This is a genomic window from Mycolicibacterium sp. MU0053, from assembly GCF_963378095.1.
GTDB classification, from domain to species: Bacteria; Actinomycetota; Actinomycetes; order Mycobacteriales; family Mycobacteriaceae; genus Mycobacterium; species Mycobacterium burgundiense.
Window position 1 is genome coordinate 525,047 of sequence record NZ_OY726397.1, and the last position, 13,294, is coordinate 538,340.

Consider the following 13,294-nt stretch of genomic DNA (forward strand, 5'->3'; position numbering starts at 1 on the left):
TTACAGATGGTGCTTGTAGGTGTCGTAGTCGGCGTCCGGTTCGCCGGTCGGCCGGAAATGCGAGATGTTGTCGATGCCCAGCCCCCATTCCTCCTGGGGCTTCCACACCGCTTCGACCCGCATGCCCATCCGCACCTCGGACGCGTCGATCTCGGTGACCAGATGCAAAAACGGGATGTCGGCGCCGTCGAGCAATACGTAGGCAGCCACGTACGGCGGCTGGATCCGCTGGCCGGCGAACGGAATGTTGATGATCGCGAACGTGGTGACGGTGCCCTTGTCGGGCAGCTCGACGTACTCGGTGAGCTGCTGGCCGGTGGCCGGATCGGCCTCGCGGGCCGGGAAATACACCTTGCCCTTTTCGCCGTTCTCGCCGACGGTGCGCGCCCCGACGAGCTTGCCCTGCTCCAGCGCGCGCAGATACGTGCTCTCCGGGTACGACGCGGAGTGCTGGATCTCGATCGCGGTGGGCACCACCAGCATGGTCACCGGATCGCGCTCGTCGGCCGGCAGCGGCTCGACCTCGTCCTCACCGGGCACGAAACACGCGATGTCGGTGATCGAGCCCACCGGTTCGTCGACCCACTGGGCCCGCACCCGGGTTCCGGCGCTGATCGAGCCCTCCGGAACGTCCACGGCGTGCAGCAACGGCGTGTCGGCGCCGTCGAGCAGGATCAGCGCCCAGGCGAACGGCCGGTCCAGCGGCTGACCCGCCAGCGGCTGCGGCTGCCAGGTCCAGGACTGCACGGTCCCCACGCCGGACACCGGAACCACCTCGGTCAATGGCTCGTAGGTCACCGGGTCATACTCAGCGGGTGGCACATGCACCCGTCCGTCCGACCCGCGCACGCCGACGATTCGGCGCTCCCGCAGGGCCGTGAAGAATTGGCTGAGCAACGGTCCGACTGAACGGGTGTAGTCAAAAGCAAGCTTCAGAGGCGCTGAAAGTGGCGGCTCGTGATGATCTGGCGAGGCCGGGCGGCTTTGGCTGGCTGTCACACATCGAGTAGAACAGGTTCTAAGAATCGTGGCAAGGATGGGGTGGCGGAAATGAAACTGGGTCTACAGCTCGGCTACTGGGGCGCGAAGGCCCCCGACAACCACGCCGAGCTCGTCGCGGCCGCCGAGGAGGCCGGGTTCGACACCGTCTTCACCGCCGAAGCGTGGGGTTCGGACGCGTACACCCCGTTGGCGTGGTGGGGACGCGAAACCACCCGAATGCGGCTCGGTACGTCGGTCATCCAGCTCTCGGCGCGCACCCCGACGGCCTGCGCGATGGCGGCGCTGACCCTCGATCACCTCTCGGGCGGTCGCCACATCCTGGGCCTGGGCGTCTCCGGTCCGCAGGTGGTGGAGGGCTGGTACGGCCAGCGCTTCCCCAAGCCGCTGGCCCGCACCCGCGAATACATCGACATCATCCGGCAGGTCTGGGCCCGCGAGGCCCCCGTCACCAGCGCTGGGCCGCACTACCCGCTGCCGCTGTCGGGGGAGGGCACCACCGGTTTGGGGAAGGCGCTCAAGCCGATCACCCATCCGCTGCGCGCCGACATCCCGATCATGTTGGGCGCCGAGGGCCCCAAGAACATCGCGCTGGCCGCCGAGATCTGCGACGGGTGGCTGCCGATCTTCTACAGCCCGCGGCTGGCGCCGATGTACAACGAGTGGCTCGATGAGGGCTTCGCCCGCCCGGGCGCCCGTCGGACCCGGGAGGATTTCGAGATCTGTGCCACCGCGCAGGTCGTCGTCACCGACGACCGGCCGGCGGTGCTCGAGATGATCAAGCCGCACCTGGCGCTCTACATGGGCGGGATGGGCGCCGAGGACACCAACTTCCACGCCGACGTCTACCGCCGAATGGGTTACTCGGACGTCGTCGACGAGGTGACCGCGCTGTTCCGCTCAGATCGCCAGGATGGCAAAGAGCAAGCGGCCAAGGTCATCCCCGACGAGTTGGTCGACGACGCCGCGATCGTCGGCGACATCGACTACGTCCGTAAGCAAATCGCCGCGTGGGAGGCCTCCGGGGTGACCATGATGGTGGTCGGCGCGCGTTCGACCGAGCAGATCCGGGACCTCGTTGAGCTGGTCTGACACCGGTTCGGCACCCGTTGGGTAGACAGATGTTGGACACTGTCTAGAACACGTTCTAGATTGGTCAGTGATGACCGACACAGCGAGACCCACGCACACGATCCAGGGCACCGTGCTGACCATGCCGGTGCGGATCCGCAAGGCCGACACCCACGTGGCGATGTTCTCGGTCCCCGCCGACGCGGCCCAGCGCATGATCGACTACAGCGGATTGCGGGTCCGCGAGTACCTGCCGGGCCGCGCGGTGACCATGCTGATGCTGGTCCGCTACATCGACGGCGACCTCGGCAAGTACCACGAGTTCGGGACCGCGGTGATGGTCAATCCGCCCGGATCGGCCGCGAAGGGACCCACGGCGCTGGCCTCGGCCGCGGCGTTCATCCACCACCTTCCGGTCAATCAGGGGTTCACGCTCGAGGCCGGCCAACGGATCTGGGGCTTCCCCAAGATCATGGCCGACTTCACCGTCCGTGAAAACCGTACCTTCGACTTCGACGTCTCCGCGGACGACAAGCTGATCGCCGGAATCGAGTTCAGCCCCGGCCTGCCCGTGCCGTCGGCGTTCACCTCGAAGTCCCAGGTGCTGACCACCTATAGCCACACCGGCGGCGTCACCCGCGAAATCGCTTGGGAGATGAAGAACTCCGGGATGCGGGCGCGGGTCGGCGGGGCCCGGCTGCGCCTCGGCGCCCACCCGTACGCCGACGAACTGCGCGCGCTCGGACTGCCGAAGCGCGCCTTTGCGACCCAGTCGTCGGCCAACGTCGAGATGACCTTCGGCGAAGCCACCGAGATTTCTTGACTCCACGTAATCACCTGACTGCATGAGGGAGCACGAAGACCGATGACAGCCACAATTCTCGACGTCGACCTGACCGACGGTAATTTCTACGCCGACGGCGGCGCCCGGGAGGCCTACAAGTGGATGCGCGCCCATCAGCCCGTGTTCCGTGACCGCAACGGTCTGGCGGCCGCCACCACCTACCAGGCCGTCCTCGACGCCGAACGCAATCCCGAGGTGTTCTCCAGCACCGGCGGCATCCGACCCGATCAGCCCGGGATGCCCTACATGATCGACATGGACGATCCCGATCACCTGCTGCGCCGCAAACTGGTCAACGCGGGGTTCACTCGCAAGCAGGTGATGGACAAGCTGCCCTCGATCGAGCGGCTGTGCGACGCGTTGATCGACGGCGTGATCGAGGCCGGCGAATGCGACTACGTCCGCAGCATCGCCGCACCCCTGCCGATGGCCGTGATCGGCGACATGCTCGGCGTGCTGCCCGAACAGCGCGAAATGCTGCTGACCTGGTCCGACGACCTGGTCTGCGGGCTCAGCTCACACCTGGACGAGTCGGCCATCCAGAAGCTGATGGACACCTTCGCCGCCTACACCGCGTTCACCAAGGACGTCATCACCAAGCGGCGCGCCGAACCCACCGAGGACCTGTTCTCGGTGCTGGTCAACGCCGAGGTCGACGGGCAGCAGCTCTCCGACGACGAGATCGTCTTCGAGACGCTGCTGATCCTGATCGGCGGCGACGAGACCACCCGCCACACGCTGTCCGGCGGTACCGCGGAGCTGCTGCGGCACCGCGAGCAGTGGGAGCAGATGGTCGCAAACCCCGAACTGCTGCCGAATGCCATCGAAGAGATGCTGCGCTGGACCTCACCGGTGAAGAACATGTGCCGCACCCTGACCCAGGACATCGAGTTCCACGGCACGGAGCTCAAGGCCGGCGAGAAGATCATGTTGATGTTCGAATCGGCGAACTTCGACGAGACCGTCTTCGAGGATCCGGAGAACTTCCGGATCGATCGGAATCCGAACAGCCACCTGGCATTCGGCTTCGGCACGCACTTCTGCATGGGCAACCAGCTGGCCCGGTTGGAGCTGAAACTGATGCTGTCGCGGGTGATCGAGCGGATGCCCGATCTGCGGCTGGCCGACGACAGCCGGCTGCCGCTGCGCCCCGCGAACTTCGTCAGCGGGCTCGAGGAGATGCCGGTGGTGTTCACGCCGGGCACGCGTCTGGGCTAGCTGCGGTCCCCGCCCCACCCGCGGCCGCCCGCCCCACCCGTCGAGCGTGTGGTTTCGTACGCGAATCGCCGTGCGAACGGATAGCACTGCACGTTCACCACGTTTTGGGGCATCCGCGGGCGATCAACGCCGCACCGACGCGGTCGAACAACACTTGCGGTCGGTTGTGCAGCAGACCGGCGGTCACCCGAATGTCGATCCAACCGAATTCCGGCAGCCGCGCGTAGCGCTCGACGTCCCAGTTCCGTCGGCGCGAGTCGGTCCAGTGCTGGGCGCCGTCAAAGTCGACCCCGACGCGGTGCGCACGCCAGCCCATATCGAGGCGTGCGAAGACGCGGCCGTACTCGTCGTGAATCTCGATCTGGGTTTCGGGAGATGGAAAACCGGCCTGTACCAACCTCAGTCGGGTCAGCGATTCGTAGGGCGACTCGGCGCCGCCGTTGACAAGCGCCAGGGTTTTCCGCAATTGCCGCAAGCCCCGGGCACCAGGATGCGCCGCAATGACGTCCTCGACGGCCGCGACCTTGAGGTGCGTCGCATTCATCAGCGCGTCGATGCGTTGGACGCCCGGGTCCAGTTCCAGCCGTCTGCCGAGATCGAAGGCGGTGCGCGCGGCCGTCGTCGTCGCCATTCCGTCAACGAGTTCGGTCTCGCCGGGAGCCAATGTGTCGCTGTGGACGATGATTCCAGCCGGGGGACGGCGGTTGCTATGGATCAGTTCGGCCGGGTTTCCCGCTTCCACCCATTTGGTGCCGAGCATTGCCGAGGCGGACAAGCCGGCCAGGACTGCTTGGCGCCGCGACCACAGCCACGCGGCCGTGGCCTGTTGTTTCGCGGACAGTTCGACGCCACGGGGGACCCAGACGCCCGGGGCCGCCGCAGCATGGAACTTGCGCAGTTCACGAAAACTGAGTCCGCCGTCCGCCAGCGCCTCGGCGGACAGAAATGGCCAATCGCAGTCCCGCATGACCGGATGCTGACAGTGCTGGCGAATCGCTGCCGACCACTATCCACAGCGTCGAAGCGGTTCCGCTGCGTCAACCCCCGCGAAAGTGCCGAACTATCCGCCGTAGCGGCGTGTTGCGTATAAAACTGCACGCTCGGCGGGATCGGCGATCGGGATCGGCGATCGGCGGAAACTGGGGTGGGCCGGTCGCGAAAGCTACTTCAGCTGGAAGTTGGGCTTGCGCTTCTCGGCGAACGCGCGCGGGCCCTCCTTGGAGTCCTCGGACAGGAACACCGGGATGCCGTTCTTCGTGTCGGGGACGAAGGCCTCGTTCTCGTGCATGCCCTCGGTTTCCCGGATGGTCTTCAGAATGGCCTGTACCGCCAACGGGCCGTTGTTGTTGATCACCTCGGCGATTTCGAGCGCCTTGTCCAGCGCCGTGCCGTCGGGCACCACGTGGCCGATCAGCCCGAATTCCTTGGCCTCGGCCGCGGTGATGTGCCGCCCGGTCAGCAAGATCTCGCAGGCCAGCGTGTACGGGATCTGCCGCACCAGCCGCACCGCGGATCCACCCATCGGGTACAGGCTCCACTTGGCCTCGGAAACCCCGAACTTGGCGCTCTCCCCGGCCACCCGGATGTCGGTGCCCTGCAGGATCTCGGTGCCTCCGGCGATCGCGGCCCCTTCGACGGCAGCGATCAGCGGCTTGGTCAGCCGGCGGCCCTTGAGCAGCCCGTCGATGCGGGTCGGGTCGTAGCCGGCCTTGAACGTGTCGCCGGGCGCCTGCTTGTTGGCGTTCTTCAGATCCATGCCCGCGCAGAAGGCCCCGCCGGCGCCGGTCAGGATGCAGGTGCGGATCTCCGGATCGCTGTCCACCCGGTCCCAGGCGTCGACCATTATCGAGAGCATCTCGCCGGTGAGGGCGTTTTTGCGCTCCGGGCGGTTCATCGTGACGATCAGCGTGTGTCCGCGCTGCTCAACCAGGGCGTCGGGCTGTTCAGCAGTGCTCGGTGCGTCGCTCACGAGGGACCTGCCTTCCTGCATCATCGGCGGAAACTTGTCACGAAATGTAACACGTTCTAGTTTAGGAGCATGGCCCTCAATATCGCTGATCTCGCCGAGCACGCCATCGATGCAGTGCCCGACCGCGTGGCCCTCATCTGTGGCGACGAACAGTTGACCTACGCCCAACTCGAGGAGAAGGCCAACCGGCTGGCGCACTACCTCATCGATCAGGGCGTCCAGAAGGACGACAAGGTCGGCCTGTACTGCCGCAACCGCATCGAGATCGTCATCGGGATGCTGGGCATCGTCAAGGCCGGCGCGATCCTGGTCAACGTCAACTTCCGCTACGTCGAGGGCGAGTTGCGCTATCTGTTCGACAACTCGGACATGGTGGCACTGATCCACGAACGTCAGTACTCCGAACGGGTGGCCAACGTGCTGCCGGAGACGCCGAACGTCAAGACGGTGTTGGTGGTCAACGATGGCAGCGGCGGGTCCGACGAAATTTTCCAACGCTACGGCGGCGTCGAGTTCGGGGCCGCGCTGGCCCAGGGGTCCCCCGAGCGCGACTTCGGTCCGCGCAGCGAGGACGACATCTACCTGCTCTACACCGGCGGCACCACCGGCTTTCCCAAGGGCGTGATGTGGCGCCACGAGGACATCTACCGAGTCCTGTTCGGCGGCACCGACTTCGCGACCGGCGAGCCCGTCGCCGACGAGTTCGACCTGGCCAAGGGGGCCAAGGAGAACGCGCCCATGATCCGGCTGCCCATCCCGCCGATGATCCACGGTGCGACGCAGTCGGCCACCTGGATGGCGCTGTTCTCCGGTCAGACCGTGGTTCTGACACCGGAATTCGACGCCGACCAGATTTGGCGGATGATCCACGAGCACAAGGTCAACCTGCTGTTCTTCACCGGCGACGCGATGGCCCGCCCGCTGCTCGACGCCCTGCTCGCGGCGCAGGCCGCGGGCCAGGAATACGACCTGTCATCGCTGTTCCTGCTGGCCAGCACCGCGGCACTGTTCTCCACGAGCCTCAAGGAGAAGTTCCTCGAGTTGCTGCCCAACCGCATCATCACGGACTCGATCGGCTCGTCGGAGACCGGATTCGGTGGTACCAGCATCGTGGCGAAGGGGCAGTCGCACACCGGCGGACCGCGCGTGACGATCGACAAGAACACCGTGGTGCTCGACGACGACGGCAACGAGGTCGAGCCCGGCTCCGGCGTGCGCGGCATCATCGCCAAGCGCGGCCACATCCCGGTCGGCTACTACAAGGACGAGAAGAAGACCGCCGAGACCTTCAGGACCTTCAAAGGGGTGCGCTACGCGATCCCCGGCGACTACGCGCAGGTCGAGGAGGACGGCAGCGTCACGATGCTCGGCCGCGGATCGGTGTCGATCAACAGCGGCGGCGAGAAGATCTACCCCGAAGAGGTCGAGGCGGCGCTCAAGGGCCACCCGGACGTGTTCGACGCGTTGGTCGTCGGCGTGCCGGATGAACGCTTCGGTCAGCACGTCGCTGCGGTGGTGCAGCCACGCGAGGGTGCCCGCCCGACGCTGGCCGGGCTGGATTCGTTTGTGCGCAAGGAAATCGCGGGTTACAAGGTGCCGCGTAGCCTGTGGCTGGTCGACGAGGTCAAGCGGTCACCGGCCGGCAAGCCGGACTACCGCTGGGCCAAGGACACCACCGAAGCGCGTCCCGCCGATGAGGTGCACGCAAACCATTCCGTCGCCCAGGGAGCCGAAGCGTAAATGCGTACAGAACTCTGTGATCGGTTCGGGATCGAATACCCGATCTTCGTCTTCACCCCCTCGGAGAAGGTGGCGGCCGCGGTCACCCGCGCCGGCGGCCTCGGGGTGCTCGGCTGTGTGCGTTTCAACGCGGCCGAAGACCTCGAGGACGTGCTGTGCTGGATGGACGAGAACACCGACGGCAAGCCCTACGGCGTCGACGTCGTGATGCCGGCCAAGGTGCCCACCGAAGGCAGCGCCGTCGACATCAACAAGCTGATCCCGAAGACCCACCGCGACTTCGTCGACAAGACCCTGGCCGACCTCGGGGTGCCGCCGCTGTCGGAGGACAACGACCGCAACGAGGGGGTGCTGGGCTGGCTGCACTCGGTGGCCCGCAGCCACGTCGACGTCGCCCTCAAGCATCCGATCAAGCTGATCGCCAACGCCCTGGGCTCGCCGCCCAAGGACGTCATCGATCAGGTGCACGCGGCCGGGGTACCGGTTGCCGCGCTTGCGGGGTCGGCCAAACACGCGCTGCGCCATGTCGAGAACGGGGTCGACATCGTCGTCGCGCAGGGGCACGAGGCCGGCGGACACACCGGCGAGATCGGGTCGATGGTGTTGTGGCCCGAGGTCATAGATGGTCTGCGTGCGCTCGGCCATCAAACCCCGATGCTGGCTGCCGGCGGGATCGGCACCGGTCGCCAGGTTGCCGCGGCGCTGGCGTTGGGCGCCCACGGTGTCTGGATGGGTTCGGCGTTCCTGACCGCGGCCGAATATGACCTCGGGGTGCGGACCGAGGCGGGCACCTCGGTGGTGCAGCAGGCGTTGTTGGCGGCTACCTCGAGCGACACGGTGCGGCGGCGCATCTACACCGGCAAGCCGGCCCGTCTGCTCAAGAGTCGCTGGACCGAGGCCTGGGATGCCGAGGGTGCGCCCGAACCGCTGCCGATGCCGTTGCAGAACATCCTGGTCAGCGAGGCCCATCAGCGGATGAGTGAGTCCAGCGACCCGACCACCGTCGCGATGCCGGTGGGGCAGATCGTGGGCCGGATGAACGAGATCCGCCCGGTCGCCGACATCATCGCCGAACTGGTCGACGGGTTCGAAGAAGCGACCAATCGACTGGACGAGATCCGCGACCGGGGTTAGATGGTGCCGTGAACGGCGCACAAACCCTGCTCAGTACCCTCGTTGACCACGGCGTAGAGGTCTGCTTCGCCAATCCCGGGACCTCCGAGATGCATTTCGTGGCCGCATTGGACCGCGTGCCCGCGATGCGCGGGGTGCTGGCGCTGTTCGAGGGGGTGGCCACCGGCGCCGCCGACGGCTACGCCCGAATGGCGGACAAGCCGGCCGCGGTGCTGCTGCACCTGGGCCCCGGGCTGGGCAACGGGCTGGCGAACCTGCACAACGCCCGTCGGGCGCATGTCCCGATGGTGGTCGTCGTCGGCGATCACGCGACGTATCACAACCGCTACGACGCCCCGCTCGAATCCGACATCGAGGCGTTGGCGGGCAGCGTCTCGGGGTGGATGCGCCGCACCGATCGGGTTTCGGAGATCTGCGCCCACACCGTGGATGCGATCGCCGCGAGCCGCGCCGGCGTGGTGTCCACTCTCATCCTGCCCGCCGATGTCTCCTGGGCCGACGGCGCGACAACCGCTGGCGCCGCCCGTCTTTCGCCGGAGCGGGTCACCGAACCCGATCGGGGCGCGCTGCGCGGCGCGGCCGACGTGTTGCGCTCGGGTGAGTCCGCGGTGATCCTGCTCGGCGGCGACGCCACCCGCGTTGCGGGGCTGTCGGCCGCCGACCGCATTGCCCAGGCCACGGGCGCCCGGGTGCTGTGCGAAACCTTCCCCGCCCGACTACAGCGCGGCGCCGGGATCCCCGCGGTGGACCGGCTCGCGTACTTCGCCGAGGCGGCCGAGGCGCAATTGGCCGGCGCGCAGCATCTGATCCTGGCGGGGACGACGTCGCCGGTGTCGTTCTTCGCCTACCCGGGCAAGCGCAGCGACCTGGTTCCGGCCGGCTGTCGGGTGCACACCCTGGCCGGATATGCCGGTGCGGCAGCAGCTTTGGAGAGTCTGGCCGACGAGGTGGCACTGGACGTCGAGGCCACGGTGGCGCCCGCGGTGCGGCACGAGACGCCGACGGGACCGTTGACCGCGGTGTCGCTCGCAGCCGTCGTCGGCGCGGTGTTGCCCGAGCGGGCCATCATCGTCGATGAATCGAACACCGCCGGAGTGATGCTGGCGGCGAGCACGGCCGGCGCCCCCGCGCACGACGTGCTGACCTTGACCGGGGGCGCGATCGGCTACGGGATGCCGGCGGCGATCGGGGCGGCCATCGCGGCACCGGGTCGCCCGGTGCTCTCGCTGCAGGCCGACGGGTCGGCGATGTACACGCTGTCCGCGCTGTGGACCCAGGCGCGCGAGCAACTGGACATCACCACGGTGATCCTCAATAACGGCGCGTACGACATCCTGCGGATCGAACTGCAGCGCGTCGGCGCCGAGAACGCCGACAGCCCCGGCGCCCGCGCCCAGGATCTGCTCGACATCGGCCGCCCCACCATCGATTTCGTCCAGATTGCCGAGGGAATGGGCGTGCCGGCCCGACGCGTGCACACCGCCGAGGCACTCGGCGTGGCGCTCACCGCGGCCTTCGAGGAGCCCGGCCCGCACCTGATCGAGGCCGTGGTTCCGTCGATCCTGGGTTGAGTGCGTGCGCCGAGATCGACGAAATGCCGCAAGCCACTCGAACTTAGCGGCCCAAAGGTGAGTTTGGGCGGGGGATGGGGTGGACCGGGTCGGGGGTGTCGGTGGCCTCGGCGGCGAGTTGGCGTTTGAGCACCTTGAAGGTCTCGGTGCGGGGCAGGGCGGAGCTGAGCCGGACATAGGACGGCCACTGCTTGGGTCCGAGATCGTCTTGGGCGTCGAGGAATTCGACGAAGTGCTCGACATCGAACGATGCGACGTCCGGCAGTACCAGGGCGGCCATCACGCGATCCCCGACCGACGGGTCGGGAATGGGGTAGACCGCGACCTCGGTGACGTCCGGATAGCGCATCAGGATCCGCTCGATGGGCGCGGTGCCGAGGTTTTCGCCGTCGACGCGCATCCAGTCGCCCAGCCGCCCGGCGAAATACGCGAAGCCGTTCTCGTCGCGGTAGGCCAGGTCGCCGCTGCGGTAGACGCCGCCGGCCATCCGCTGCGCCTCGGCCTCCGGGTCGCGGTAGTAGCCGCGGAACTGGCCGGGGCCGGCGGTGTTCACCAGTTCGCCGACCACGCCGGGCGGACACGGTTGACCGGTCTCGACGTCCAGGATGTCGACGCCGGCCACCAGCGGGCCCAGCGCACCCTCCGGGGTGTCGGGGGTGCGGGCGATCGCGACGCCGCCCTCGCTGGATCCGAAGCCGTCGACCACCTGCACGCCGAACCGATCCGCGAACCGACGCAGATCGCGGGGTGCGCCCTCGTTGCCGTACAACACCCGCAGCGGGTTGTCGGCGTCGTCGGGTCGGGCCCGCGTGGCCAGGATGTAGGACAGCGGCTTGCCGACGTAGTTGGCGTAGGTGGCGCCGAAGCGACGAGCATCCGGGATGAACTGGGAGGCGGAGAACTTGCGGCGCAACGCAATCGAGGCGCCGGCGGCCACCGCCGGGGCCCAGCCCGCCATCACCGCATTGGAATGGAACAGCGGCATCGACAGATAACAGGTGTCGGCGGGCCCCAGTCCGAACCGTTCGGCCAGCATCACGCCGGGGAACGCGACCTTTTCCTGGGTGCAGCGCACCGCCTTCGGATCGCCGCTGGTGCCCGAGGTGAAGACCAACAGATAGAGGTCGTCGGGGTCGGCGTCCGGAAACGCCACCGGCGCTCCGCGGTGCGCGGCGAGTTCGGCCGCGAATCCGGTGGATTCGACGTCGACGACTTCGATTCCCTCGGCGGCGGCCCGCGCGCTGGAATCGGCGAGCACCAACTGACAGTCCGCCTTGTCGATGTCGCGTTGCAGCGCCGCGCCCCGGCGGGTCGGGTTGAGCCCCACCGGGACGATGCCGGCCAGAGCCGCCGCGACCAGCACCGTGCTGAAGAACGGCGTATTGCCCAGCAGCACACCCACATGCGGCGGCGCGGCGGGGTCCAACCGGCCCCGCAGCGTCGCGGCCAGGTCGGCGCCGTCCTGAATGTGGTCGCGCCAGCTCACGAACGACACCGGCGCGTCCGGGTCGTCGCCGAAGTACACCCCGCGGTCCTCGACTTCGGCCAACGCCGCCAACAACCCGGGCACGGTCGCGGGATTTCGGCGTGATTGCCCACGCTCACCGTGCGTAATCACGCCCAAATCACTGTGCACGCGTCAGACGGGGGTCTCGGCCAGGTCCCGACCGATGCCCAACAGCTGGCCGGTTGCGCTGCCGAGGTTGAACTCGGTCTGCTTGGCGGCCAGGAAGTACCGGTGCACCGGATGGTCGGTGTCGATGCCCACACCGCCGTGCACGTGTACCGCGGTGTGTGCCACCCGATGTCCCGCCTCGGCGGCCCAGAACGCGGCGGTGCGGACATCCACCTCGGTGGACAACCCCTCCGACATCCGCCAGGCGGCCTGGGTCAACGTCAGCCGCAGGCCCTTGACGTCGATGTAGCCGTCGGCCAGCCGCGACGAGACCGCCTGGAAGCTGCCGATGGGACGGTCGAACTGCTCGCGTTCGCGGGCATAGAGCGCGGTCAGCTCCAGTGCACGGTCCAGCACACCGAGTTGGTATGCGCTCAGCCCCAGCAGTTGACGCGCGGTCAGCCAGTCCAGCACCTCCTGGCCGCCCACCAGACGGTCGGCGCTCACCGCGACGGACTGCAACTGGAGGTGGCCCACACTGCCGTGCCCGGTGGTGTCCAGGGCGGTCACCGCGACGCCGGGATCCTGTGCGGACACCAGGAAAACCACGGTGCCCGAATCGGTTTCGGCCGGAACCAAGAACGCCTCGGCAGACGGGGCGTAGGCCACCTGGGTGCGGGTGCCGGTGAGTCGATGGCCATCACCGTCGGATTGGGCCAGCACCGGTCCCTGGCCCATCTCACCGGCGAGCGCGACGGTCAGCACCTTCGCGCCGGCCACGGCGGGTTTGGCCCAATCCTCGTGCAGCGGCTCGGCGCCGAACTCCGCGAGCGCCCCGGCGGCCAGCACCACCGAATCCAGATAGGGGACCGCGGCAAGCTGGCGACCCAGCGCCTCGAGCACGGCGACCTGCTCGAGGACGCCATAGCCACCGCCGCCAAGGGATTCCGGTGCGGCCGTGGACAGTACGTCCGCGTCGATCAGCTTGGACCACAGCTCGCGGTCGAAGCGTTCATCGAGGCCGTCGAGCGTGCGCTGATGCTGCGGGGTGCAGACCGATTCGGTGATGGTGCGGACCAGTCCGCCGAGGTCCTCGGCGGCTTCCGGCTGTGCGAAGTCCATGTGAAACCTTG

At 67.8% G+C, this 13,294-nt stretch carries 11 protein-coding genes; 6 read left to right on the forward strand and 5 right to left on the reverse strand.

The window, feature by feature from the left end:
• On the reverse strand, positions 1–999 hold the full coding sequence (locus RCP80_RS02320; RefSeq protein ID WP_308480809.1) for a Zn-ribbon domain-containing OB-fold protein: 999 nt from the start codon (positions 997–999) through the stop codon (positions 1–3).
• A gap of 51 nt (positions 1,000–1,050) precedes the next feature.
• Between RCP80_RS02320 and RCP80_RS02325 the strand changes: the two genes are divergently transcribed.
• From RCP80_RS02325 to RCP80_RS02335, 3 genes are all read left to right on the forward strand, one after another.
• Positions 1,051–2,091: an LLM class F420-dependent oxidoreductase gene (locus tag RCP80_RS02325; protein ID WP_308480810.1), complete on the forward strand. Its 1,041-nt coding sequence runs from the start codon at positions 1,051–1,053 to the stop codon at positions 2,089–2,091.
• 70 nt (positions 2,092–2,161) lie between these two features.
• On the forward strand, positions 2,162–2,893 hold the full coding sequence (locus tag RCP80_RS02330; RefSeq protein ID WP_308480811.1) for an acetoacetate decarboxylase family protein: 732 nt from the start codon (positions 2,162–2,164) through the stop codon (positions 2,891–2,893).
• Positions 2,894–2,935: 42 nt separating this feature from the next.
• Positions 2,936–4,132 carry a cytochrome P450 gene (locus tag RCP80_RS02335; RefSeq protein WP_308480812.1) on the forward strand — a complete coding sequence of 399 codons (1,197 nt, stop codon included), beginning with the start codon at positions 2,936–2,938 and terminating at the stop codon, positions 4,130–4,132.
• A gap of 94 nt (positions 4,133–4,226) precedes the next feature.
• On the opposite strand, the gene RCP80_RS02340 is transcribed toward RCP80_RS02335, so the two are convergent.
• Positions 4,227–5,099 (reverse strand): putative endonuclease domain-containing protein, encoded by an 873-nt coding sequence (locus tag RCP80_RS02340; RefSeq protein ID WP_308480813.1) that lies wholly within the window; start codon positions 5,097–5,099, stop codon positions 4,227–4,229.
• Between the two features lie 195 nt (positions 5,100–5,294).
• On the reverse strand, positions 5,295–6,101 hold the full coding sequence (locus RCP80_RS02345) for a crotonase/enoyl-CoA hydratase family protein (protein WP_373693435.1): 807 nt from the start codon (positions 6,099–6,101) through the stop codon (positions 5,295–5,297).
• 69 nt (positions 6,102–6,170) lie between these two features.
• Here RCP80_RS02345 and RCP80_RS02350 point away from each other — a divergent pair, with 69 nt between their 5' ends.
• Genes RCP80_RS02350 through RCP80_RS02360 form a run of 3 tightly spaced genes read left to right on the forward strand, consistent with a single transcriptional unit; the run spans position 6,171 to position 10,546 of the window.
• A complete protein-coding gene (locus RCP80_RS02350) occupies positions 6,171–7,841 on the forward strand; it encodes a medium/long-chain-fatty-acid--CoA/3-oxocholest-4-en-26-oate--CoA ligase (protein ID WP_308480814.1) in 1,671 nt (556 codons plus the stop codon).
• Positions 7,842–8,975, forward strand: coding sequence for an NAD(P)H-dependent flavin oxidoreductase (locus RCP80_RS02355; RefSeq protein ID WP_308480815.1), 1,134 nt, complete (start codon positions 7,842–7,844; stop codon positions 8,973–8,975).
• 8 nt (positions 8,976–8,983) lie between these two features.
• Positions 8,984–10,546 carry an acetolactate synthase large subunit gene (locus tag RCP80_RS02360; protein WP_308480816.1) on the forward strand — a complete coding sequence of 521 codons (1,563 nt, stop codon included), beginning with the start codon at positions 8,984–8,986 and terminating at the stop codon, positions 10,544–10,546.
• 43 nt (positions 10,547–10,589) lie between these two features.
• On the opposite strand, the gene fadD17 is transcribed toward RCP80_RS02360, so the two are convergent.
• Together fadD17 and RCP80_RS02370 are read right to left on the reverse strand one after the other, a co-directional pair.
• Entirely contained in the window at positions 10,590–12,164 is a 1,575-nt protein-coding gene (gene fadD17 / locus RCP80_RS02365) for a long-chain-fatty-acid--CoA ligase FadD17 (protein WP_308480817.1), read from the reverse strand.
• A gap of 21 nt (positions 12,165–12,185) precedes the next feature.
• Positions 12,186–13,283, reverse strand: a complete 1,098-nt coding sequence (locus tag RCP80_RS02370) for an acyl-CoA dehydrogenase family protein (RefSeq protein ID WP_308480818.1) — start codon at positions 13,281–13,283, stop codon at positions 12,186–12,188.
• Between the last annotated feature and the right edge of the window lie 11 nt (positions 13,284–13,294).